The sequence below is a fragment of the Rhodococcus sp. ACPA1 genome, from assembly GCF_002300195.1.
Lineage (GTDB): Bacteria > Actinomycetota > Actinomycetes > Mycobacteriales > Mycobacteriaceae > Rhodococcus_F > Rhodococcus_F opacus.
On the sequence record NZ_NSDX01000003.1, the window covers coordinates 1441527 to 1463442 of the forward strand.

The 21916-nt window shown below is 67.4% G+C and carries 24 protein-coding genes and 4 tRNA genes; 21 read left to right on the forward strand and 7 right to left on the reverse strand.

What is annotated here, in order from left to right:
* Positions 1 to 26: 26 nt before the first annotated feature.
* Positions 27 to 422 (reverse strand): VOC family protein, encoded by a 396-nt coding sequence (locus CJ177_RS17220; RefSeq protein WP_005252063.1) that lies wholly within the window; start codon positions 420 to 422, stop codon positions 27 to 29.
* Between the two features lie 3 nt (positions 423 to 425).
* Entirely contained in the window at positions 426 to 875 is a 450-nt protein-coding gene (locus CJ177_RS17225; RefSeq protein ID WP_005252065.1) for a hypothetical protein, read from the reverse strand.
* Positions 876 to 1028: 153 nt separating this feature from the next.
* Here CJ177_RS17225 and CJ177_RS17230 point away from each other — a divergent pair, with 153 nt between their 5' ends.
* Positions 1029 to 3356 carry an arylsulfatase gene (locus CJ177_RS17230; RefSeq protein WP_095868171.1) on the forward strand — a complete coding sequence of 776 codons (2328 nt, stop codon included), beginning with the start codon at positions 1029 to 1031 and terminating at the stop codon, positions 3354 to 3356.
* Positions 3357 to 3360: 4 nt separating this feature from the next.
* Here the strand turns inward: CJ177_RS17230 and CJ177_RS17235 are convergent, their stop codons facing one another.
* Entirely contained in the window at positions 3361 to 4254 is an 894-nt protein-coding gene (locus CJ177_RS17235) for a 1,4-dihydroxy-2-naphthoyl-CoA synthase (protein WP_005252069.1), read from the reverse strand.
* A 73-nt stretch (positions 4255 to 4327) separates the two neighbouring features.
* Here CJ177_RS17235 and CJ177_RS17240 point away from each other — a divergent pair, with 73 nt between their 5' ends.
* Genes CJ177_RS17240 through CJ177_RS17250 form a run of 3 tightly spaced genes read left to right on the forward strand, consistent with a single transcriptional unit; the run spans position 4328 to position 6479 of the window.
* Complete coding sequence (locus tag CJ177_RS17240) at positions 4328 to 4981, forward strand: PaaI family thioesterase (protein WP_005252070.1); 654 nt, start codon at positions 4328 to 4330, stop codon at positions 4979 to 4981.
* A 4-nt stretch (positions 4982 to 4985) separates the two neighbouring features.
* Complete coding sequence (locus tag CJ177_RS17245; RefSeq protein ID WP_025433126.1) at positions 4986 to 5987, forward strand: o-succinylbenzoate synthase; 1002 nt, start codon at positions 4986 to 4988, stop codon at positions 5985 to 5987.
* 45 nt (positions 5988 to 6032) lie between these two features.
* Positions 6033 to 6479 carry a hypothetical protein gene (locus tag CJ177_RS17250; protein WP_005258295.1) on the forward strand — a complete coding sequence of 149 codons (447 nt, stop codon included), beginning with the start codon at positions 6033 to 6035 and terminating at the stop codon, positions 6477 to 6479.
* A 53-nt stretch (positions 6480 to 6532) separates the two neighbouring features.
* Here CJ177_RS17250 and CJ177_RS17255 read toward each other — a convergent pair whose 3' ends face one another.
* Positions 6533 to 7360: a siderophore-interacting protein gene (locus CJ177_RS17255; RefSeq protein WP_005252073.1), complete on the reverse strand. Its 828-nt coding sequence runs from the start codon at positions 7358 to 7360 to the stop codon at positions 6533 to 6535.
* Between the two features lie 62 nt (positions 7361 to 7422).
* On the reverse strand, positions 7423 to 8019 hold the full coding sequence (locus CJ177_RS17260) for a flavin reductase family protein (RefSeq protein WP_005252074.1): 597 nt from the start codon (positions 8017 to 8019) through the stop codon (positions 7423 to 7425).
* Between the two features lie 93 nt (positions 8020 to 8112).
* Between CJ177_RS17260 and menD the strand changes: the two genes are divergently transcribed.
* The 5 genes from menD (at position 8113) to CJ177_RS17285 (ending at position 13587) form a co-directional block, all read left to right on the forward strand.
* Positions 8113 to 9738, forward strand: coding sequence for a 2-succinyl-5-enolpyruvyl-6-hydroxy-3-cyclohexene-1-carboxylic-acid synthase (menD, locus tag CJ177_RS17265; protein ID WP_061044607.1), 1626 nt, complete (start codon positions 8113 to 8115; stop codon positions 9736 to 9738).
* The gene (locus CJ177_RS17270; RefSeq protein WP_095868172.1) at positions 9735 to 10175 is read left to right on the forward strand and encodes a DUF3592 domain-containing protein; all 441 of its coding nucleotides are present in this window, start codon (positions 9735 to 9737) and stop codon (positions 10173 to 10175) included. Before menD ends, CJ177_RS17270 begins: the two co-directional genes overlap by 4 nt.
* Positions 10176 to 10247: 72 nt before the next feature.
* Positions 10248 to 11393: a glycosyltransferase family 1 protein gene (locus CJ177_RS17275; RefSeq protein WP_095868173.1), complete on the forward strand. Its 1146-nt coding sequence runs from the start codon at positions 10248 to 10250 to the stop codon at positions 11391 to 11393.
* 56 nt (positions 11394 to 11449) lie between these two features.
* On the forward strand, positions 11450 to 12826 hold the full coding sequence (locus tag CJ177_RS17280) for an NAD-dependent succinate-semialdehyde dehydrogenase (protein ID WP_005252080.1): 1377 nt from the start codon (positions 11450 to 11452) through the stop codon (positions 12824 to 12826).
* A 62-nt stretch (positions 12827 to 12888) separates the two neighbouring features.
* Positions 12889 to 13587, forward strand: coding sequence for a demethylmenaquinone methyltransferase (locus tag CJ177_RS17285; RefSeq protein WP_095868174.1), 699 nt, complete (start codon positions 12889 to 12891; stop codon positions 13585 to 13587).
* A 3-nt stretch (positions 13588 to 13590) separates the two neighbouring features.
* Here the strand turns inward: CJ177_RS17285 and CJ177_RS17290 are convergent, their stop codons facing one another.
* Positions 13591 to 14853: a geranylgeranyl reductase family protein gene (locus tag CJ177_RS17290; RefSeq protein WP_095868175.1), complete on the reverse strand. Its 1263-nt coding sequence runs from the start codon at positions 14851 to 14853 to the stop codon at positions 13591 to 13593.
* Positions 14854 to 14982: 129 nt separating this feature from the next.
* On the opposite strand from CJ177_RS17290, the gene CJ177_RS17295 reads away from it, so the two are divergent.
* Together CJ177_RS17295 and htpX are read left to right on the forward strand one after the other, a co-directional pair.
* Positions 14983 to 16038, forward strand: a complete 1056-nt coding sequence (locus CJ177_RS17295) for a polyprenyl synthetase family protein (protein ID WP_016882791.1) — start codon at positions 14983 to 14985, stop codon at positions 16036 to 16038.
* A gap of 143 nt (positions 16039 to 16181) precedes the next feature.
* On the forward strand, positions 16182 to 17042 hold the full coding sequence (gene htpX, locus CJ177_RS17300; RefSeq protein WP_005252087.1) for a zinc metalloprotease HtpX: 861 nt from the start codon (positions 16182 to 16184) through the stop codon (positions 17040 to 17042).
* A 68-nt stretch (positions 17043 to 17110) separates the two neighbouring features.
* Here the strand turns inward: htpX and CJ177_RS17305 are convergent, their stop codons facing one another.
* Positions 17111 to 17602 carry a YajQ family cyclic di-GMP-binding protein gene (locus CJ177_RS17305; protein WP_005252088.1) on the reverse strand — a complete coding sequence of 164 codons (492 nt, stop codon included), beginning with the start codon at positions 17600 to 17602 and terminating at the stop codon, positions 17111 to 17113.
* Between the two features lie 199 nt (positions 17603 to 17801).
* On the opposite strand from CJ177_RS17305, the gene CJ177_RS17310 reads away from it, so the two are divergent.
* From CJ177_RS17310 to rplK, 10 genes are all read left to right on the forward strand, one after another.
* A tRNA-Tyr gene (locus tag CJ177_RS17310) sits at positions 17802 to 17884 on the forward strand.
* 327 nt (positions 17885 to 18211) lie between these two features.
* Positions 18212 to 18284: transfer RNA gene (locus CJ177_RS17315), tRNA-Thr, on the forward strand.
* Positions 18285 to 18329: 45 nt separating this feature from the next.
* Positions 18330 to 18402, forward strand: a tRNA-Met gene (locus tag CJ177_RS17320).
* Positions 18403 to 18463: 61 nt separating this feature from the next.
* Positions 18464 to 18631, forward strand: coding sequence for a 50S ribosomal protein L33 (gene rpmG / locus CJ177_RS17325; protein ID WP_005252089.1), 168 nt, complete (start codon positions 18464 to 18466; stop codon positions 18629 to 18631).
* An 89-nt stretch (positions 18632 to 18720) separates the two neighbouring features.
* The gene (gene hadA, locus CJ177_RS17330; RefSeq protein ID WP_005252090.1) at positions 18721 to 19284 is read left to right on the forward strand and encodes a (3R)-hydroxyacyl-ACP dehydratase subunit HadA; all 564 of its coding nucleotides are present in this window, start codon (positions 18721 to 18723) and stop codon (positions 19282 to 19284) included.
* Positions 19271 to 19696, forward strand: coding sequence for a (3R)-hydroxyacyl-ACP dehydratase subunit HadB (hadB, locus tag CJ177_RS17335; protein ID WP_005252091.1), 426 nt, complete (start codon positions 19271 to 19273; stop codon positions 19694 to 19696). Before hadA ends, hadB begins: the two co-directional genes overlap by 14 nt.
* Before the next feature lie 184 nt (positions 19697 to 19880).
* Positions 19881 to 19953: transfer RNA gene (locus CJ177_RS17340), tRNA-Trp, on the forward strand.
* 31 nt (positions 19954 to 19984) lie between these two features.
* Positions 19985 to 20437 carry a preprotein translocase subunit SecE gene (gene secE, locus CJ177_RS17345; RefSeq protein WP_061044604.1) on the forward strand — a complete coding sequence of 151 codons (453 nt, stop codon included), beginning with the start codon at positions 19985 to 19987 and terminating at the stop codon, positions 20435 to 20437.
* A 58-nt stretch (positions 20438 to 20495) separates the two neighbouring features.
* On the forward strand, positions 20496 to 21362 hold the full coding sequence (gene nusG / locus CJ177_RS17350; protein ID WP_025433125.1) for a transcription termination/antitermination protein NusG: 867 nt from the start codon (positions 20496 to 20498) through the stop codon (positions 21360 to 21362).
* A 59-nt stretch (positions 21363 to 21421) separates the two neighbouring features.
* Positions 21422 to 21856 (forward strand): 50S ribosomal protein L11, encoded by a 435-nt coding sequence (rplK, locus tag CJ177_RS17355; RefSeq protein ID WP_005252095.1) that lies wholly within the window; start codon positions 21422 to 21424, stop codon positions 21854 to 21856.
* Positions 21857 to 21916: the final 60 nt, after the last annotated feature.

Below are 21916 nucleotides of genomic sequence, written 5' to 3' on the forward strand. Positions count from 1 at the left end.
AGGATCACTCCTGCGTATGACCTACGTCAGCTCTCACCCTTCGGGCGGGAGTCGCGGCGGATGGGGTGATCCTCCGGAATCTGCACCAGAACGATCGGGATTCCGTCGGGGTCCGCGATCCACATCTCGAACAGCCCCCACGGTTCCTGCCGGGCCTCGCGGTCGATCTTCACCCCGGCGAGAACCAGCTCGGTCTGGACCGCGGTGAGGTCGCGGACCTGCAGCCACAGGGCGCCGTCGAAGGAGGACGACTCACCGGTTCCACCGTGCGCGGCAACTTCGATCAGGCCCTGACCGGCGAAGAACACCGTGCCCCCGGGGTATTCGCGGGCGGTGGCGAGCCCGAGGATGTCGCGGTAGAAGCCCAGCGTCGTCGTGTAGTCGCGCGGCCGCAGAATCGTCCTGCTGCTGAGGATCTCCACCCGTCACCCTCCTTCGCCGGGCCGGGCTTCGTGTCCCGTCCGGCCGTGTGTGCGTCGATCTTCCTTCATCTCCGCCTCGAACAGGTGCCGTCGTCCGTCGGCGAGTTCGTGACGTGCGCCACGTTCGTGCTCGCGCAGCGGCGACCAGTAGTGGTCGTCGAACTCCTCGACGAGCTGGAACGTCCACCGGCCCTCGACGACGTTGCGGCCCACGAGCTCGGACTGCAACCGGTCCGCGACGGCCGCGTGTCCCGCGTCCCGCAGCGCGTCGACGGCTTCACCGAGCTGAAGATCGGCGTGTCCGATCAGTTGATGGAACGAGTAGAGGTGCCCGCGGGCACGCTCGACCGTTTCGAGGGCCTCCGACAACTTCCCGAGCGCGGCGACGGTGTCGTCACTCACTCCGGGCGGACGACGATGTTCCGGTGCGGGGAGCTCGCGGTCGATGCTCATGTGGGTCAGTGTGCCCGAATCGGAGACGCCGCGCGCCCTCTCCCGCCGAGGTGACGAATCCGCCCGCGTATTTCACCCTCCGAGGGTCTACTCGCGCGCGACCGTCCGGTGCTGGACTGGATTCACAGCGTCGGACGACGAGGGGACTGCGCCATGAGTTCGAGCGTGACAGGTGAGCCGATACCGGGTGGCGAATCGTTACCGTTCCCGCCGACGCCGTCGGGAAGTATCGCCGGCCGGACGATGCAGGAGTCGGTGTACAGCCCCCGTCCGAAGGAGCGGCGGCTCCACGACGACGCCCCGAACATTCTGATCGTCCTCATCGACGACGCCGGGCCTGGTCTGCCGAGCGGCCTCGGCGGTGAGGTGAACACCCCGACGCTCGACGCGATGTTGCAGGACGGTGTCGGGTACAACCGATTCCATACGACCGCAATGTGTTCCCCGACCCGGGCGTCACTGCTGACCGGACGCAACCACCATCGCGTGGGGAACGGGCAGATAGCCGAGCTGGCCAACGACTGGGACGGCTACTCCGGCCACATCCCGAGGTCGAGCGCGACGGGGCCCGAAGTGCTGCGCCACTACGGGTACAGCACTGCCGCATTCGGGAAATGGCACAACACGCCGGCCGAGGAGACCACCGCCGCCGGTCCGTTCGACAACTGGCCGACGGGTCTCGGGTTCGAGTACTTCTACGGCTTCCTCGCCGGAGAGGCGTCGCAGTACGAGCCGAACCTGGTGCGGAACACGACGGTGGTGCTGCCTCCCAAGACCCCGGAGCAGGGCTACCACCTCAGTGAGGATCTCGCCGACGACGCCATCGGCTGGCTGCGCAGGCACAAGGCGTTCGACGCCGACAAACCGTTCTTCATGTACTGGGCCAGCGGCTGCCTGCACGGACCGCACCACATCATGAAACCGTGGGCCGACAAATACGCAGGGAAGTTCGACGACGGCTGGGATGCCTACCGGGAGCGGGTCTTCGCGAGGGCGAAGGAGAAGGGATGGATTCCCCCCGAAGCGGAGCTGACCGACCGCGACCCGACGATGGCCGCATGGGACGAGATCCCCGACGACGAGAAACCGTTCCAGCGCCGGCTCATGGAGGTCGCGGCCGGGTATGCCGAACACTGTGACGTCCAGGTGGGCAGGCTGTTCGACGAGCTGGACCGTCTGGGGTACCGGGACGACACCCTGATCCTGTACATCTGGGGCGACAACGGCTCGTCCGGTGAGGGGCAGAACGGCACGATCAGTGAACTGTTGGCGCAGAACGGCATTCCGACCACACCGGCGCAGCACATCGCGGCACTGGAGGAACTCGGTGGCCTCGACGTCCTGGGGTCACCGAAGACCGACAACATGTATCACGCGGGCTGGGCGTGGGCGGGCAGCGCACCCTACAAGGGGATGAAGCTGCTGGCGTCCCATCTCGGTGGCACCCGCAACCCGATGGTCGTGCGGTGGCCGGCGAAGGTGACACCGGACCCGGCACCCCGCACGCATTTCCTGCACTGCAACGACGTGGTGCCGACGCTGTACGACATCGTCGGGATCACCCCGCCGCGGACGGTGAACGGTGTTCCGCAGGACCCGGTGGACGGCGCCAGCTTCGCGCAGACCCTCGTCGAACCCGGCGCGACAGGGGGAAAGCTCACCCAGTACTTCGAGATCATGGGCAGCCGGGCGATCTACCACGACGGCTGGATCGCGTCCGCGTTCGGGCCACGCGCACCCTGGGCGGCGGGTGTGCCCGGTGGCATCCGCGACTGGAGCCCGGACGACGACACGTGGGAGCTCTACAACCTGGACGAGGACTGGACCCAGAATCGGGACCTCGCCGAGCAGCATCCCCAGAAGCTGGCGCAACTGCGGGAACTGTTCGCGATCGAGGCCGCGAAGAACAATGCGCTCCCCATCGGCGGCGGGCTGTGGGTCATCGCACTGCATCCCGAACAGCGGATCACGACGCCGTACACGAGCTGGGAGTTCTCCGGCGACACGATCCGCATGCCCGAGTTCTGTGCTCCCGCGCTGGGCAACAAGAACAACCGGGTCACCCTCGACCTCTCCGCGCCGGAGAATCCGAGCGGAGTGCTCTACGCACTGGGAAGCAACGCCGGCGGACTCACGTGCTTCGTCGACGACGGCTACCTCTGTTACGAGTACAACCTGTTCATCCTGATGCGCACCAAGATTCGTTCGACCGTGCCGATACCGCCGGGCACCCGCACGGTGCAGGTGGTCACGGAGTTCGTCGAGGCGCGGCCCGGTGGCCCGCTGAACGTGAAGCTCTGTGTCGACGGCAGTGTCGTCGGGGAGGGGCAGGTGCCGGTGAGCGTGCCGTTGCTGTTCACAGCAAACGACTGTCTCGACGTCGGTACCTGCCTCGGTTCCCCGGTGTCGCTGGACTACTACGACCGGGCGCCGTTCCCGTTCAACGGCACCATCGACCGCATGGCGGTCGAGTACACGTAGGCGCTCAGAAATACCAGGGGTACGGCTTCCAGTCGGGTTCGCGCTTTTCGAGGAACGAATCGCGGCCCTCGACTGCCTCGTCCGTCATGTACGCCATGCGAGTTGCCTCCCCGGCGAACAGCTGTTGACCGACGAGGCCGTCGTCCTGCAGGTTGAACGCGTACTTGAGCATGCGCTGGGCCTGCGGGGACTTGCCGTTGATCTTGGTGGCCCAGTCGATCGCGACGTCCTCGAGTTCGGCGTGGTCGACGACCTTGTTGACGGCGCCCATCTGGTGCATCTCCTCCGCGGTGTACGTCTCACCGAGGAAGAAGATCTCGCGGGCGAACTTCTGGCCGACCATCTTGGCGAGGTAGGCGCTGCCGTACCCGCCGTCGAAGCTGCCGACGTCGGCGTCGGTCTGCTTGAAACGGGCGTGTTCGCGGCTGGCGAGCGTCAGGTCGCACACCACGTGCAGGCTGTGACCGCCGCCTGCGGCCCAGCCGTTGACGAGGCAGATGACGACCTTCGGCATGAACCGGATCAGCCGCTGGACCTCGAGGATGTGGAGACGTCCGGCGCGGGCCTTGTCGACGGTGTCCGCGGTTTCCCCCTCCGCATACTGGTATCCGCTGCGTCCGCGGATGCGCTGGTCGCCGCCGGAGCAGAACGCCCAGCCCTCGTCCTTGGGGCTCGGACCGTTGCCGGTGAGCAGCACGGCGCCCACGTCGGACGTCATCCGGGCGTGGTCGAGCGCCTGGTACAACTCGTCGACGGTGTGCGGGCGGAAGGCGTTGCGCACTTCGGGACGGTCGAACGCCACCCGGACGATTCCCTGGGTGACATGCCGGTGGTAGGTGATGTCGGTCAGGTTCTCGAAACCGGGAACCGGTCGCCAGTGCTGCGGGTTGAAAGTCACGGCTCCGAGGTTATCGGGTGCCGTTGACGGGTGTCCGCGCGCGCAGGACTTTGCCCGGGTTTACCGTGCAGGTATGAGCGAACAGGCTGCCGACGTCACCCGTCTCGACGGCAAGGGCGACGACGAGTACGAGCACCACGGCGGGTTCCCCAAGTACGAGCCGGTGACACCCGGTCCGGACTGGCCGCGGTTCGTCGAGGGAATGCGCACGTTGCAGGACCTCGCGGTGTCGGTCGACGCCCCGGACGACGTGCTCACGCAGGCCGCGGACCAGGTGGAGAAGCTGGCCGAACTGCTCGGACCACACGTCGTTCCCGAGGGGCGGTCGCCGGCGGGCCGGACGATCGAGTTGCCGGGCCGGGGGAGTCTCCTCATGCCGCCGTGGAACATCGAGAAGTTCGGGCCCGAGGGCGTGCGCAGCGCGGGCATGTTCCGGCGCTACCACCTCGGTGGCAACGGCGCCGCGCACGGCGGCACGCTGCCGCTGCTGTTCGACGACCTGATGGGCATGATCGTCCACGCGTACGGGCGGCCCATCAGCCGCACCGCCTACCTGCACGTGAACTACCGCGCGATCACACCGCTCGGCACGCGTCTGACCGTCGAGGGCAGCGTCGACCGCGTGGAGGGGCGCAAGACGTTCATCACCGCACGGTTGATGCAGGACGACACGTTGCTCGCCGACTGCGAGGCCCTGATGCTCCAGTTGCTGCCCGGGCAGCCCTGACCTCGTGACGTCCCTGCCCTCCGTGGAGGAGGTCCTGGCCGATGCCGTCGTGGTGAGTCTGCCCATGCGCCTGCGGTTCCGCGGCATCACGACGCGAGAAGCGTTGCTGCTGCGCGGTCCCGCGGGGTGGGGCGAGTTCGCGCCGTTCCCCGAGTACGCGGACGACGAGGCGGCGCACTGGTTGCAGTCGGCGATCGAGGACGCCTGGCTCGGGCCGCCGCCCGCGGTGCGAACGCGGGTGCCGATCAACGCCACCGTCCCTGCCGTCGACGCCGCCCGGGTGCCCGCCGTGCTCGAGCGTTACCCCGGCGCGCGGACCGCGAAAGTGAAAGTGGCCGAACGTGGTCAGACTCTCGACGACGACGTCGCGCGGGTGCGGGCGGTCCGCGCACTCGTTCCGAACGTGCGCGTCGACGCGAACGGGGGATGGTCGGTCGACGAGGCCGAGACCGCGCTGCGGGCCCTGACCGTCGACGGTCCGCTCGAATACGCCGAGCAGCCGTGCGCGAGCGTGCCCGAGCTGGTGGAGGTCCGCAGGCGGATGCCCGACGTGCGGGTGGCCGCCGACGAGAGCATCCGGCGCGCCGAGGATCCGCTGAAGGTCGTGCGGGCGGGCGGTGCCGACGTGGCCGTCGTGAAGGTCGCCCCGCTCGGGGGAATGCGGCGACTGCTGTCGCTCGCGGACGAGTTGTCTTCGTACGGTGTGCCGGTGGTCGTGTCGAGCGCGCTGGACACCGCTGTCGGCATCGCCGCCGGTGTCGCCGCTGCCGCCGCCCTCCCGAAATTGCAGTTCGCGTGCGGTCTGGGTACCGGGGGACTCTTCGAGGCGGACGTGGCCCGCCCCCGCGAACCCGTCGGCGGCGAGCTCACCGTCGAGCCGGTGGTACCCGACGTCGAACGCGTCACGGCTCTCGCCGCGTCCGCGGAGCGTTCACGCTGGTGGATCGAGCGGGCGCGCCGGTGCCATGGCCTGCTCGAACAACGCGGAGTCCGGTTTTTCGTATAGTGTCTGGCCGGACCTGATCGCTCAGTCAATACGGAGGCATTGAAAGTGGTTGCAGCTCTGAACGAAACCCTGCTCGACGAGTCGCGCGTTCCTGCGGTCATCGCAGACGTCCAGGCTCTCATCGACGCGGAGGTTTCGGACAAGTCGGGGGCCTCGGGACTGGCACTCAAGGGTGGATACGGCGCCGTCAAGAAGGTGGGACCGTCGATCGTGCCGGACGCCATCGAGGGCCTGCTGCCGGCATTCGTCACCAAGCTCGAGCCGTACTGGCAGGCCTTCACCGCCAGTGGTGAGGCCGGATTCTCCGAGTACCTGGTCGCGCGTGGCGACGAGGTCGCGGACTCGCTCCTCGGTGTGACCGACGAGCGCATCGAGGGCAGCGACCGCGGTGCTGTCAAGAAGGTGTACTCGTCGCTGCGTCCGTCGGCGAAGAAGAATGTGATCGAGGCACTTCCGCGTCTGGGCGCCCTCGTTCAGAAGCACGCCAACTGAAACCCAGGTGAGTGGCCCGGCGCGCCCCGGCGTGCTTGGCCACTCACCTGTGGTCAGTTGGCGGCGTGGCCGTGGCGCCAGTACCCGGTGAACGAGATGTTCGCCTTCGGGATGTGGCGCTCGTTCACGAGGTGGCGTCGCAACGCCGTCGTCAGCTCGCTCTCACCGGCCACGAACGTGTAGGACGGCCCGGTCGGCAACTGCGCCTGTTTCACGGTGTCGAGCGCGAGCACTCCCGGACGGGCATCGGCGTCCTCGCGCACCAGCCAGTGCACGTTCACGCCGTCACCCACCGAAACTTCCTGAGCGTCTTCGGCATCGGGAATCTCGACGAAGACTTCGGCCCGCAGGTCCCGCGGTGCCGATCGCAGGATCCCGACGATGGCGGGAAGCGCGCTCTCGTCACCGACCAGCAGCTGCCACTCGGCGTCCGGCGTCGGGTTGTAGATCAGGCCCTCGTCGAGGATCGCCACCTCGTCACCGGCCGCGGCCGAATTGGCCCACGCCGACGCGGGACCGAGGTCGCCGTGCGAGGCGAAGTCGATGTCGATCTCGGTGGTGTCGCCGAACGTTCCCGATCCCGCCACCCGGATCTCGCGGATCGTGTAGTTGCGCACGACCGGCCGGGTGTCCTTGGACATCAGCTTGTACTGGGCGTACCAGAGGTTGCTCGCGCTGGTCGGTAGCCGCAGCGTGCTCTGTCCCCGCTGGGGGATGAACATCCGGAACCACTGGTCGAACCCCATCGGGCTGACGGAGTCGAGTTCCTCGCCCGCGATGGTGACGCGGACGAAGTTCGGGCTGATCTGCTTGCCTGCGACGACTCGTGCGGACGCGATCCGGCGACTCTGAGGTTTGACGAACTTGCTGCGTTGAGCCATGGCGTTGGTTACTCCCCCGGATAGCGGTGCGATTTGTCAGGTAAGCCTAACCAATCGATCGGTTACGCGGGGCGACGCGGGCGGTCGAGCATCACGACCTTCGGCGGCAGGCCCCACTCGTTGCGGCCGAGGCGGCTGAGCGGGGCGAGTTCCGCGAAGTCCGGAAGTCCGTCGTCGGCGAGCGACTCTTGCCGCACCGCGACCGTGACGACGTCGCCCATCACCACGAACGAATCACCGACAGGTATCACCTGGTGCAAGGTGCATTCGATGGCGACCGGCGAACCTGCGACCCGCACAGGACGGACCCGTTCGCTGGGTTCGGTGTCGATGCCCAGCGCCGCGAACTCGTCGACCTCGCTGTCGTACGTGGCGGAACTGGCGTTGACCGTCGACATCAGCGGCTCCGTCGCCAGGTTGATCACGAACTCTCCCGTCGCCTCGATGTTGCGGAGGCTGTCCTTCCGGGTGACCGAGGTGAACTGCACCACCGGCGGGTGGGTGCTCGACACCGAGAAGAAGCTGTACGGCGCCAGGTTGGCCACCCCGTCCGCCGACACCGTGGACACCCACGCGATCGGCCGGGGCACGATGGAGGCGGTCAGCACCTGATACATGCGGTGTGGGGGAAGCTCGGCGGGATCGAAGAGAGTGCGCATGCGTTCATGGTGTCAGCGCCCGCGATGTGGCCGTGAACTCACCCGGCGAGGTCGCCGGACGGGGTTGCCGGAGTATCTGACACTCTTGATGTCGTGAACCCGTCCACTGCACAAGCCACCGCGGTCGTCGACGAACTGGTCCGCGGGGGAGTACGCGAGGTCGTGCTCTGCCCGGGTTCGCGCAACGCGCCGCTGGCGTTCGCCCTGCAGGCCGCCGATCTCGAGGGCCGGCTGCGTCTGCACATGCGCATCGACGAACGCACCGCGGGATTCCTCGCACTCGGCCTGGCCGTGGCCGGTAAGCGCCCCGTCCCGATCGTCATGACGTCCGGCACCGCGGTCGCCAATCTCGGACCCGCGGTCCTCGAGGCGAACTACGCCCGGGTGCCGCTCGTGGTGCTCAGCGCCAACCGCCCGTACGAGATGCTCGGCACGGGCGCCAACCAGACCATCGAGCAACTCGGACTGTTCGGCAGCCAGGTGCGCGCGACCATCAGCCTGGGCCTGGCGGAGGACGATGCCGGGCAGAACAGCCAGTGGCGTTCGGCCGTGTGCCGGGTCCTCGCCGCAGCGCGCGGCACGAGGTCGGGCAACGCCGGTCCCGTGCACTTCGACATCCCGCTCCGGGAACCGCTCGTCCCCGACGTCCACGCGCAGGGTCCGGTCCCGCAGGGACGACCGGGTGGGGCCGCGTGGACCACCACCCAGCACGCGACGCTCGACGTGCCGATGGACCTCGACCTCACCCCAGACACCATCGTGATCTCCGGGCACGGGTCCGCGCTGCGGCCCGAACTCGCCGGACTTCCGACGGTCGCCGAGCCGACCGCGCCCCTGCACGGCATTCCGGTGCATCCGATGGCGCTGCCGCAGCTCAAACCGCGGCAGGCCGTCATCACCGGACGCCCCACTCTCCACCGGTCCGTGTCGAAGGTCCTCGCCGATCCGGCGGTGGCCGTCTACGCGCTCACCACCGGCCCCCGCTGGCCCGACGTGTCCGGCAACGTGCTCGCCACCGGAACCCGGGCGGTCGTGTCCGGTGAGCCCGACCGGGCCTGGATCAACCGGTGCCGCACGCTGTCCGAACACACCGACAAGGCGGTGCGCGCACAGCTCGCCGCCCACCCGAAGGCGACGGGACTCCACGTGGCGGCCGCCGTCATGGACGCCCTGACCGACGGTGACCAGTTGCTGCTCGGGGCGTCCAACCCCGTGCGGGACGCCGCGCTCGTCAGCTATCCGGCGCCGAAGATCCGGGTGCTGTCCAACCGGGGTGTCGCCGGCATCGACGGCACCGTGTCGGCGGCCGTCGGGGCCGCACTGGCTTACGAGGAGGGACGGACGGTGGCCCTGCTCGGCGACCTCACGTTCCTGCACGACGCGTCCGGGCTGCTCATCGGTTCGGGCGAACCGCGGCCACGGGACCTGACCATCGTGGTGGCCAACGACGACGGTGGCGGCATCTTCGAGCTGCTCGAGCAGGGCGATCCGCAGTACGCCGGGGTGTTCGAGCGCGTCTTCGGTACTCCGCACGGGATGGATCTCGCCGCACTCTGCGCCGCCTACCGGGTGGAGCATCACCTGGTGGGTCTGGGTGAGCTGTCGACGCGGCTGAGCGCGCCCGAGGCGCCCGGCGACCGCGGCATCCGGGTCCTCGAGGTGACCACCGAACGTTCCGGGCTGCGCGAACTGCACGCCGCGGTGCGGGCACAACTGTGAATGCGCGGGTGTCGCGGCGCGTCCGGCGGGGGGTGCTGGTGACGGCGATCGGCATCTCGGTCCTGGCCGTGCTCCTCGTGCTGGCCGCCTGGCGCAACGACCACACCATCCAATCCGACCGGGGCGTGGCCACGGCGGAGGTGCTGTCGGCGGGCTCGCTGCGGTCCGCCATCAGCTTCGTCACCCCTGACGGGGTCACGCACAACCCCGAACTGGGCGTGCTGTACCCGACCAAGCTCACGGTGGGGCAGCGCATCGACGTCGAGTACGCCCGCAGCGACCCCGACCTGGTGCGGGTGTCCGGACGCGACGCCAGCGTCGCCGTCGTCCCCGCCGGTTCGCTGATCGTCGTGACCTGGCTGATCGCGGGACCGGCGATCTGGTACCTGCGGCGGCGGGAGAGTTCCGCGGAGGCCCAGCAGGCCGTGTCATCCTGAGTTCCCCGGAACTTCGCGCGACGGTCACGTCGATCTCGCTGCTGTGACCACGAGCACTGCCACGCTGAGCGCGTGAGAGTAGCCATCGTCGCGGAATCGTTTCTTCCCAACATGAACGGTGTCACCAACTCGGTGCTGAGGGTCCTCGACCACCTCCAGCGCACCGGACACCAGGCGATGGTCGTCGCCCCGGACACGGTCGGATCGCAGACGTCCGCGCCGACCGAACACGGCGGCGTACCCGTCTACCGGGTGCCCGCGGTGATGGTGCCGAAGGTCAGTTCGCTCCCGGTGGGTCTGCCGCAGCCCGGACTCACCGCCGCGCTGCGGGCGTTCGACCCCGACGTCGTGCATCTGGCGTCGCCGTTCCTCCTCGGGGCGGGCGGGCTCGGTGCGGCGCACCGGCTCGACGTTCCCACGGTCGCGGTGTACCAGACGGACGTGGCGGGTTTCGCCGAGAGCTACGGCCTCGGCCTCACCAGCCGCGCGGCGTGGGCCTGGACTCGTCGCATCCACCGAGGCTGCACCCGCACCCTCGCACCGTCCACGTCGGCGGTCGAGGCGCTCGCCGAGCAGAGGATTCCGCGGGTCCACCGCTGGGCGCGCGGCGTGGAGACCGCTCGATTCGCACCGTCCCGGCGCAGCACCGGTCTGCGGGACTCCTGGCTGGGCGGCTCGGACCGGCTGGTCGTCGGATTCGTGGGCAGGCTCGCGCCCGAGAAACACGTCGAGCGGCTCGCCGCACTCGCCGGCGACCAGCGGGTCCGGCTGGTGATCGTCGGCGACGGTCCGGAGCGGGCCCGCCTGCACCGGTTGATGCCCGATGCGGTGTTCACCGGCCAGCTCGGCGGTGTGGAGCTCGCGGAGGCCTACGCGAGCCTGGACGTCTTCGTCCACCCGGGCGAGCACGAGACGTTCTGCCAGGCGGTCCAGGAGGCGCTGTCCAGCGGGGTGCCGGTGATCGGACCGGATGCCGGGGGACCGCGCGATCTGGTCGCACACTGCCGCAACGGCTACCTGCTTCCGGTCGACCGGTTCGGCGAACTGCTGCCGAGCGCCGTCGACGCACTGCGCGACCGTCGCATGCGCGCCCGCTTCGGTGAGGCCGCCCGGCAGTCGGTGCTGCACCGCACGTGGCCTGCGATCTGCGACGAGCTGCTGGGTCACTACGCGGCGGTTGTGGGCGGGCGGGACTTTCGCGAGTCCCGGGCGGCCTGACCACCGCATCGATTCCGGTGGGGAATTCGAGAGGCTGTCTCGTGGTTGCCCGCAGTATGGCGAAGTACAAGACTGTCAATCCCGCGACCGGTGAAACCGTCCGGGAATTCACGACCTTGGACGATGCAGGAGTGGAGTCGGCGCTCTCCCGCGCCCACAACGGATATCTCGACTGGCGGACGACCGCCGCCGAGGAACGCGCCCGGATTCTGGGCCGAACCGCCGATCTCTACGCGGAGCGCGAAGACGAACTGGCGCGGATGATCGCCCTCGAGATGGGCAAACCCGTCCGGGAGGCCAAGGGCGAAGTCAAGCTCTCGTCGGCGATCTACCGCTACTACGCCGACAACGGCCCCGCGCTGCTCGAGGCGGAACGGCTCGACGTGCCGGGCGCGGACGAATCCGTGGTCTACCGCAGGCCGATCGGTGCGCTCGTCGGCGTGATGCCGTGGAACTACCCGTACTACCAGGTCGCCCGCTTCGCGGCGCCGAACCTCATGCTCGGCAACACCGTGCTGCTCAAGCACGCCCCGAACTGTCCGCAGTCGGCACTGCTGATGGAGGAGATCTTCCGGCAGGCCGGTCTCCCGGAGGACGCGTACATCAACGTGTTCGCCACCAACGAGCAGATCGCCGACATGATCGCGGATCCGCGTGTTCAGGGGGTCTCGCTCACCGGCAGCGAGCGGGCCGGGACCAGCGTCGCCGAGACGGCGGGTCGCAACCTCAAGAAAGTGGTGCTCGAACTCGGTGGGTCCGACGTGTTCGTCGTCCTCGACACCAACGATATGGACGCCACGGTCAAGACCGCGACCCGTGCCCGCCTGTCCAACGCGGGCCAGGCCTGCAACTCTCCCAAACGTTTCATCGTGACCGAGCCGAACTACGACGAGTTCGTCTCGAAGCTCGCCGAGTCCTTCAAGGCCACCCCGACCGGCGACCCGCTCGACGCGAAGACCGTCCTCGGGCCGCTGTCCTCACAGAGCGCCGCGGATTCGCTGATCGAGCAGATCGAGGACGCCATCGCCAAGGGCGCGACACTCCTCGCCGGCGGGAAGAAGATCGACGGCCCCGGCTCGTACGTCGAACCGACCCTGCTCGTCGACGTGACCCCCGAGATGCGGGCGTACAGCGAGGAACTGTTCGGGCCGGTCGGCGTCGTCTACAAGGTCGCCACCGCCGACGAAGCGGTGGAACTCGCCAACTCCTCCTCCTACGGTCTCAGCGGTTCGGTGTGGAGCACCGACCTCGACGGGGCACGTGAGGTCGCCGACCGGCTCGACGTCGGCATGGCCTTCGTCAACGAGCACGGCACCACGCTTCCCGGGTTGCCGTTCGGCGGCGTCAAGCGTTCCGGGGTCGGGCGCGAACTCGGTCCGTGGGGAATGGACGAATTCGTCAACAAGAAGCTCGTGCGGGTCTCCAAGAAGTGACCGCCGCGCCACCGCGCCCGGCGCCGACATCGGCGCCGGGCGCGGTTGGTAGCGTTTCGGGCGTGGCAACTACACACGGTTCGCGGGCGTCGCTCGAAAAGGATCCGCATGAGGTCGCGTCGATGTTCGACGGCGTCGCGAAGCGCTACGACCTCACCAACACGATCCTGTCGTTCGGTCAGGACCGCAGTTGGCGCAAGGCGACGCGCTCGGCCCTGGCACTGAAGCCGGGGGAGCGCGTTCTCGACCTCGCGGCGGGGACCGGGGTGTCGACCGTCGAGCTCGGACGGTCGGGTGCGTGGTGTGTGGCCACCGACTTCTCCAAGGGGATGCTGCAGGCCGGCAGTGAACGCGACGTCCCGATGGTCGCGGGCGACGCGATGCACCTGCCCTACGCCGACGCCGTGTTCGACGCCGCGACCATCTCCTTCGGGCTGCGCAACGTCTCCGACTTCGAGGCCGGTCTCCGCGAGATCGCCCGCGTCACCAAACCCGGCGGACGCCTCGTCGTGAGCGAGTTCTCGACTCCGGTGTTCGGGCCGTTCCGCACGGTCTACATGGAGTACCTGATGAGGGCGCTGCCGCGGGTCGCGCGCGCCGTCAGCAGCAACCCCGACGCCTATGTGTACCTCGCCGAGTCCATCCGCGCCTGGCCGACCCAGCAGGAGCTCGCGCTGCGCATCGAGGCCGCCGGGTGGCGGAACGTGCAGTGGCGCAACCTCACCGGCGGTGTGGTGGCCCTGCACCGCGCCACCCGCTGAACGTCAGCCGAACAGCGGTCGCGAGTCGACCTTCTGCGACAGCAGACCGGACGCCCGCCACGCGCGGGCGGTGAGGTCGCTGTCCTCCTCGGTGACGAGGTTGCCCATGACCCGGACCGCGACGGTCATCAGCGCACGGGACCGCATGGCCACCGGACCGGACGCGGGCAGAACCCGGGGGACGGTCAGCAGCCCGGCGAGTCGCCGCGCCACGGAGAACGCCCGGCCGTACCGTTCCCGGAGAATCGCGGGCCACAGCTCCGTCAGGTCGTCGGCGTCGAGGATCTCCGCGACCAGGCGACCGCCTTCGAGCCCGTAGTCGATGCCCTCGCCGTTCAACGGATTCACGCACGCCGCCGCGTCGCCGATGATTGCCCAGTTCCGGCCCGCGATGTGGGACACCGCACCGCCCATCGGCAGCAATGCCGACGCGACGGCACGCAGTTCGCCGTCCCACTTCCACTCGTCGCGCCGCTGCGCCGTGTACAGGTCGAGCAGCGGGCGTAGCGCACCCGGGGCCGGACGTTTGGCGGTGGCGAGGGTGCCGACGCCGATGTTCACCTCCCCGGTGCCGAGGGGGAAGACCCAGCCGTAGCCCGACTGCAGCGTCCCTGCTCCGTCCCGCAGCTCGAGGTGCGAGGTGATCCACGGGTCGGCGCTGCGGTCGGTGGCGATGTAGGCGCGGGCGGCAACACCGTAGGCCGTGTCCCGGTGCCATTCACGGCCCAGCTGCTTGCCCAGTGTGGACCGGACGCCGTCGGCGACGATCAGTGTCCGGCAGCCGATGGTGTGGGTTCCGTCGGAAGTCTTCAGCGTCACCGCCGTCACCCGGTCGCCGTCCCGTTCGACGCCGATCGCCTTGGCGCCCTGCACCATGACGGCCCCGGCGTCGACGGCGGTCGCACGGATCCTGTCGTCCAGCTCGGTGCGGGCTACCGCGCTGCCGACGGCCGGGAACGACCTGCCCGGCCACTCGAGTTCGAGCTCCTGACCGAACCCGCTGAGCCTCAGTCCGCGGTTGGTTCCCTTCGACCGCACCCAGTCGCCGAGACCGAGATGGTCGAGCTCGGCGACGGCACGCGGAGTGAGTCCGTCGCCACACGTCTTGTCGCGGGGAAACACCGCCGCGTCGGCGAGGACCACGTCACGTCCCGCGCGAGCCGCCCACGCGGCAGCCGAGGAACCGGCCGGACCAGCACCGATGACCAGGACATCGGTGGCGGTGGGAAGCGGGGATCCCGCGGGCGACTGTTCTGCTGCGACCACACCTACATCCTGTCAGGCTTCGCTATGCGACCGCGGCGAGGCCGACGGGCAGCGGAACCGCTAGGTTCACTACCGTGGTAGCCGAGCCGCCACCGACGGCGCGGGAACCGAGCCGTCACTGACGACAGGATGGGTACTGAGAACGTGAGCACCGAGGGCGCAGCACACACCGCTGCCGACGCTGTAGTGGGCACTACGGTCGCCGGGATCGATCTCGGCGACCCGCAGCTCGCTGCCACGGTCCGTGAAGGACTGAAGCAAGTCGAGGAACTGCTGGTCAGTGAGCTCTCCGACGGGGAGGACTTCCTCACCGAGGCGGCGTTGCATCTCGCGAAGGCGGGAGGCAAGCGTTTCCGTCCGCTGTTCACGGTGCTCACCGCCCAGCTCGGACCGAAGGCCTCCGACCCGTCGGTGGTCACGGCGGCCACCGTCGTCGAGCTGGTCCACCTCGCCACGCTGTACCACGACGACGTGATGGACGAGGCGTCGATGCGCCGCGGTGCACCCAGCGCGAACTCGCGGTGGGGGAACAGCGTCGCGATCCTCGCCGGCGATTATCTGTTCGCGCACGCGTCCCGTCTCGTCTCGACGCTGGGACCCGAGGCGGTGCGCATCATCGCCGAGACGTTCGCCGAACTCGTCACCGGTCAGATGCGCGAGACGATCGGGCTTCGCGGCGAGCAGGATCCGGTCGAGCACTACCTCAAGGTCGTGTGGGAGAAGACGGGCTCGCTCATCGCGGCGTGCGGACGCTTCGGCGGCACCTTCTCCGGCGCGGACGCCGACCACGTGAAGCGGCTCGAACGTCTCGGCGACGCCGTGGGCACCGCCTTCCAGATCTCCGACGACATCATCGACATCTCCTCGGTGTCCGCGCAGTCCGGCAAGACACCCGGAACCGACCTGCGTGAGGGCGTCCATACGCTGCCCGTCCTGTACGCGCTGCGCGACGAGGGACCCGACGCCGATCGCCTCCGGGTGCTCCTCGACGGCCCCGTCACCAACGACGACGACGTCGCGGAGGCGCTCGCGCTCCTCGAACGGTCACCCGGCATGGCCGCCGCCAAGGCGAAGCTGGAGGAGTTCGCGGTCCAGGCACGCGCGCAGCTCGCCGAGCTGCCGCAGGGGCCCGCCAACGACGCCCTCGTGAAGCTCGTCGATTACACGATCGAGCGCGTCGGCTGAGCCGTATCGTCATTCCTGAACTCGTCTTCACCCGATTTCTCGTCGTCCGTGCGGGAACCGTCCCGCCACCGTGTTTCGTTGAATGATCAAGATCCCGAAACTCGGGCGACGTGATCGGGTGTCAACGACAAGGAAGGCGTGACGTGCGCTACGCAAACGGGGCGAAGACTCTGGTTCTGTTGGTCGGCATGTCGGCGCTGATCGTGTTCATCGGCGCGCTGTTCCGCAACCCCACGATTCTGCTGCTGGCGATCGTGTTCGCCGTCGGAATGAACGCGTACGTGTACTTCAACAGCGACAAGATGGCGCTCAAGGCCATGCACGCCCAGCCGATCACCGAGGTGCAGGCACCGGTCATCTACCGCATCGTCCGGGAACTGGCCACCACCGCGCACCAGCCGATGCCGCGTCTCTACATCAGCCCCACGTCCGCGCCCAACGCTTTCGCCACCGGGCGCAGTCCGCGCCACGCCGCGGTCTGCGTCACGAGCGGCATTCTGCAGATTCTCAACGAACGAGAGTTGCGGGCCGTGCTCGGACACGAGCTGTCGCACGTCTACAACCGCGACATCCTGATTTCCTCCGTCGCCGGCGCCATGGCCGCCGTCGTGTCGGGGCTCGCGAACTTCGCCATGTTCGCCAACATGTTCGGCGGGCGCGGCGGGGGACAGGGCGCCAACCCGATCGCGTTGCTCCTGGTGTCTTTGCTCGGGCCCATCGCCGCGACCGTCGTCAAACTCGCGGTGTCCCGCTCCCGGGAGTACCAGGCCGACCAGTCGGGCGCAGAGCTCACGGGCGATCCCCTGGCGCTGGCGTCCGCGCTTCGGAAGCTGGAGCAGGGCACTCAGGCAGCGCCGCTGCCGCCGGAGCCTCAGCTCGCCGCGCAGTCGCACCTGATGATCGCCAACCCGTTCCGCACCGGCGAGAAGATGAGCCGGATGTTCTCCACCCACCCGCCGATGGCCGACCGGATCGAGCGGCTCGAGCGCATGGCGGGCATGTAGTCGGCTTCGCCGCCCGTGCGTGGTTGACGAGTGCAGGGACTCGTCAACCACGCACGGGTGCGGAGCGCCTACCGGTAGTTCACGAACTGCAGCGCGATCCCGAAGTCCTCGCCCTTCAGCAGAGAGATCACGGCCTGCAGGTCGTCGCGCTTCTTGCTGCTCACCCGCAGCTCCTCACCCTGGATCTGCGCTTTGACGCCCTTGGGGCCCTCGTCGCGGATCTTCTTGGTGATCTTCTTGGCGTTCTCGGTGGTGATGCCCTGGACAAGGCTGCCGGACAGTTTGTAGATCTTTCCGGACTGCGCCGGCTCGCCCGCGTCGAACGCCTTCAGGGAGATGTCACGCCGGATCAGTTTCTCCTTGAAGACGTCCAGGGCGGCGAGCAGTCGCTCCTCGGTGTCGGCCGTCAGGGTGATGGTTTCCTCGCCGGACCATTCGATCGATGCTCCCGTGTTCCGGAAGTCGAACCGGGTCGACAGCTCCTTGCCGGCCTGATGCAGGGCGTTGTCCACCTCTTGACGCTCCACCTTGCTCACCACATCGAAGGACGAATCAGCCACTTCACACTCCCGGTTTCGTCTAGTTCTCCCCGCCGCGACCCGGCCGGGGGCTCGCCGAATGCCGGCGAGCAGATTCGACGCTATCGGTTCGCAACCGCCCGTATCCACCCGGTTTGCAAAACGGGGGGCCGTTCGTTGTATTCTTCTTTCCGCAGCGGAGAGCGATTTCGCATAGATTTCGCGCTCCTCGTGCAACCCCGGCAGATTGCCCGAGCGGCCAATGGGAGCGGACTGTAAATCCGTCGGCTTATGCCTACGTAGGTTCGAATCCTACATCTGCCACACACAGAACCCCGGTGAGCGACAGCTCACCGGGGTTCTGTCGTTCGTGGACGAGACGGGGCGCCCATGTATGCGGTGATGCCGACCGGTCGTCGGGTCCATCGAATTTCGCGTCCCAGTCGATGTCCTGGACGGCCTTCTTCGCGACCGCCTGGGCGGACTTCGGCGTGATCCTGGAGCTCGATCGCGGGTCTCGAGCATGGTCGCCGGCCGAACTGTCGGGTGCACCGGCATGTGAAAGCCGCTGACCAGGCAATTTGGTTCTGGACGCGAACTCTGTGTAATCTCGTCAAGGCTTCAGCGCGCAGCGATGTGCGAGCAAAGCACGCCCCCTTAGCTCAGTCGGCAGAGCGTTTCCATGGTAAGGAAAAGGTCAACGGTTCGATTCCGTTAGGGGGCTCGCTGGATTGAAGTGGAGCGCCTAGTGCGCGACACTCGACACCGAGGCGGTGTAGCTCAGTTGGTAGAGCAAACGACTCATAATCGTTGCGTCGCCGGTTCAAGTCCGGTCACCGCTACACAATATGCATGATCCACCCTGATTGTTCGTAATCAGATTCACCCGAAAGAAGGCATCCCGTGGCCTCCTCGACTGACGTTCGGCCCAAGATCACTTTGGCCTGCGAGGTATGCAAGCACCGCAACTACATCACCAAGAAGAATCGGCGCAACGACCCCGATCGCCTGGAGATCAAGAAGTTCTGCCCGAACTGCGGAACTCACCAGTCGCATCGCGAGTCCAAGTAACACGGTCCGGAACTAGGACTGCGTTCGCGAAGGGAGTCCTCTAGGCTGCCCTCACGCGCTGACGTCAAGGGTAGAAGAGGTTCTTTCGCGTGACTGACACTGTGACAGAGACAGAGGCATACGTGCCCGCGGCTGTTCCTGCCGATCCTGCCGCGCACGCACTGGCGATGGTCGGGCACCACTACCGCGTCGACGACTTCTACGAGGTCGGACGCGAGAAGGTGCGCGAGTACGCGCGTGCCGTGCAGGACTGGCACCCCGCTCACCACGACGAAGAAGCCGCGAAGGGCCTCGGCTACGACGGTCTCCTCGCTCCTCTGACCTTCATCTCGCTTGTCGGCATCATCGCTCAGGGACGTCTCTTCAAGGAGATCGTCACCGGTTACGATCCGAGCCAGATTCTCCAGACCGACCAGCGGCTCGAGTTCCACAAGCCGATCAAGGTCGGCGACCGTCTGGTCTGTGACGTGTACCTGGAGTCGTTCCGTCAGATGGGCGGCAGCGACATCATCGTCACCAAGAACATCGTCACCGATCAGCACGACGAACTGGTTCAGACCACCTGGACGACACTCGTCGCGCGTACCGGCGGCGAGGTCGACGAGAACATCGCTCACGCAGTCAAGGACGTGATCATGCATGGCGCTTCGTAAGTTCGAGGACGTCTCGGTGGGTGAAGAACTCCCCGAGCGCATCGTGAAGCTCACGCGTGGCGACCTGGTCAACTACGCGGGCGTGTCCGGCGATCCCAACCCGATCCACTGGAGCGACGAGGTCGTCAAGCTCGCCGGTCTGGACAACGTGATCGCGCACGGAATGCTCACCATGGGTCTCGGCGGCGGCTTCGTCACGTCGTGGCTCGGCGATCCGGGCGCGGTCAAGGAATACAACGTTCGTTTCACGAGCTCGGTCTACGTCCGTGAGGACGAGGCCGCGCAGGTCGAGTACACCGGTAAGGTGAAGTCGCTCGACGAGGAAAGCAAGACAGCAGTAGTCGCGATCGTGGCGCGTTCCGAGGGAAAGAAGATCTTCGGTCGCGCCACCGCAACGGTCCGTCTGGCCTGACAGCCGGGTGGATTGGGTTTGTTCCGGGGCTTTGAAGTACACTGAGATTTCTGGGATTACTCAGCGCTGCGCGCTGCCCTACGGTGCTGTACGGCCGGCAAGGGTGGCGCGCGTGTCATGTAATCACAGAGAGGTCGGTCAAGAGTTGGTTCGAGGCTAGTTTCGGACCAGGTCTCCCGACCAAAGGGGCGTAGCTCAACTGGCAGAGCAGCGGTCTCCAAAACCGCAGGTTGCAGGTTCAAGTCCTGTCGCCCCTGCCCCCGGATGCCAGCGACTGAGAGGAACGACGTGAGCGAGGAGCGCGCCAAGCGCGACGGCGACACTTCAGGGTCGACGCGCCCGGACGGTGCCGACGACACCGCGGCCGACGCCACCACCACGCGTTCCGCCACTCCCTCGGGAAAGCCCAGCGGTAAGCGCCAGGGCCGTCGTTCACCGGCAGGTACCGAGGTCGCCGCGAGTTCCGTGAAGTCACCGGAACTCTCGAAGTCGGACACGGCCACCAAGGTCAAGCCGGCGAAGAAGGATCGCGCCGACAAGCCGCGCAAGGAAAACATCTTCAAGCGCCTGCGCCGGTTCCTCCGCGAGGTCATCGCCGAGCTGCGCAAGGTCATCTGGCCCAATCGCAAGCAGATGATCACCTACACCAGCGTCGTCCTGGTCTTCGTGGTGTTCATGGTGACGTTCATCGGCGTGTTGGATCTGGTGGTCATCAAGGGCGTCACCTGGTTGTTCGGTTGACGGAATCCGCCCCGGTGGATCCGAAGTATGTGAGTGACGAGAGGAAGCGAGTGCCCCAGTGAGCACCCCCGAGAACGACACGAATGAGGCTTTGGCCGAAGAGCGTGTTTCTGCCGAGGCGGCAGCCGAAGTGGATGTCGAGGCTGCCGAGGAGGGCACCGAAGCCGCGGAAATCGTCGGTGACGACGTTGCCGAGGACGCCCCGGCCGACGAGATCGTCGCGGACGAGGCGCCTGTCGACGAGGCTGTGACCGCTGATGAGGCTGTGACCACCGACGAGGCTGTGGCCGCCGAAGAGCCCGAGGATCCCGTTGCGGAACTCAAGGCCGCGCTGCGCCGCGCACCCGGTGACTGGTACGTCATTCACTCCTACGCGGGCTACGAGAACAAGGTCAAGGCCAACCTCGAGACCCGTGTCCAGAACCTCGACGTCGGCGACTACATCTTCCAGGTGGAAGTTCCCACCGAAGAGGTCACCGAGATCAAGAACGGCCAGCGCAAGCAGGTCAACCGCAAGGTTCTGCCCGGCTACATCCTGGTCCGCATGGATCTCAACGACGAGTCCTGGGGAGCCGTGCGCAACACGCCCGGCGTCACCGGATTCGTCGGTGCGACGTCGCGTCCGTCCCCGCTGACCCTCAACGAGGTGATCAAGTTCCTGCTCCCGCAGCAGGAGCAGAAGAAGCAGGCCGCCGCGGCAACCGTCTCGGCGGGGGAGACCGGCGGAGAGAGCTTCGCGAAGCCGCTCATCGAGGTCGACTTCGAGGTCGGCGAGTCGGTCACCGTCATGGACGGCCCGTTCGCCACGCTGCCCGCCAGCATCAGCGAGGTCAACGCCGAGCAGCAGAAGCTCAAGGTCCTGGTCTCGATCTTCGGTCGCGAGACCCCGGTCGAGTTGTCCTTCACGCAGGTCGCGAAGATCTAGCGCCACATACTTGCACTGCAGTAGCAAGAAACACACCCAGCAAGAAATAGGAAATCGAGATGCCCCCCAAGAAGAAGAAGCTCGCAGGGCTCATCAAGCTTCAGATCCAGGCCGGTCAGGCTAACCCTGCACCGCCCGTGGGTCCCGCGCTTGGTCAGCACGGCGTGAACATCATGGAGTTCTGCAAGGCCTACAACGCGGCGACTGAGTCCCAGCGCGGCAACGTGGTGCCGGTCGAGATCTCGGTCTACGAAGACCGGACCTTCGATTTCAAGCTGAAGACCCCTCCGGCTGCCAAGCTGCTGCTCAAGGCTGCAGGCGTGCAGAAGGGCTCCGGCGAGCCGCACAAGACCAAGGTTGCTTCCGTGACCATGGATCAGGTGCGCGAGATCGCGAAGACCAAGCAGGAAGACCTCAACGCGAACGACATCGAGCAGGCCGCGAAGATCATCGCCGGCACCGCACGCTCGATGGGTATCACGGTCGACGGCTGAGTCAGCCCTGATCGATCGGCGGCGTCACCGTCGGCGATCGACTGACGGCACCGCCGTCGA

What these genes read in the sequence shown, in the direction of transcription:
- CJ177_RS17225 (WP_005252065.1), bottom strand. Translation starts at nt 875, where the DNA reads ATGAGCATCGACCGCGAGCTCCCCGCACCGGAACATCGTCGTCCGCCC.
- CJ177_RS17230 (WP_095868171.1), top strand. Translation starts at nt 1,029, where the DNA reads ATGAGTTCGAGCGTGACAGGTGAGCCGATACCGGGTGGCGAATCGTTA.
- CJ177_RS17240 (WP_005252070.1), top strand. Translation starts at nt 4,328, where the DNA reads ATGAGCGAACAGGCTGCCGACGTCACCCGTCTCGACGGCAAGGGCGAC.
- CJ177_RS17255 (WP_005252073.1), bottom strand. Translation starts at nt 7,360, where the DNA reads ATGGCTCAACGCAGCAAGTTCGTCAAACCTCAGAGTCGCCGGATCGCG.
- CJ177_RS17260 (WP_005252074.1), bottom strand. Translation starts at nt 8,019, where the DNA reads ATGCGCACTCTCTTCGATCCCGCCGAGCTTCCCCCACACCGCATGTAT.
- CJ177_RS17280 (WP_005252080.1), top strand. Translation starts at nt 11,450, where the DNA reads ATGGCGAAGTACAAGACTGTCAATCCCGCGACCGGTGAAACCGTCCGG.
- CJ177_RS17295 (WP_016882791.1), top strand. Translation starts at nt 14,983, where the DNA reads ATGGGTACTGAGAACGTGAGCACCGAGGGCGCAGCACACACCGCTGCC.
- hadB (WP_005252091.1), top strand. Translation starts at nt 19,271, where the DNA reads ATGGCGCTTCGTAAGTTCGAGGACGTCTCGGTGGGTGAAGAACTCCCC.
- rplK (WP_005252095.1), top strand. Translation starts at nt 21,422, where the DNA reads ATGCCCCCCAAGAAGAAGAAGCTCGCAGGGCTCATCAAGCTTCAGATC.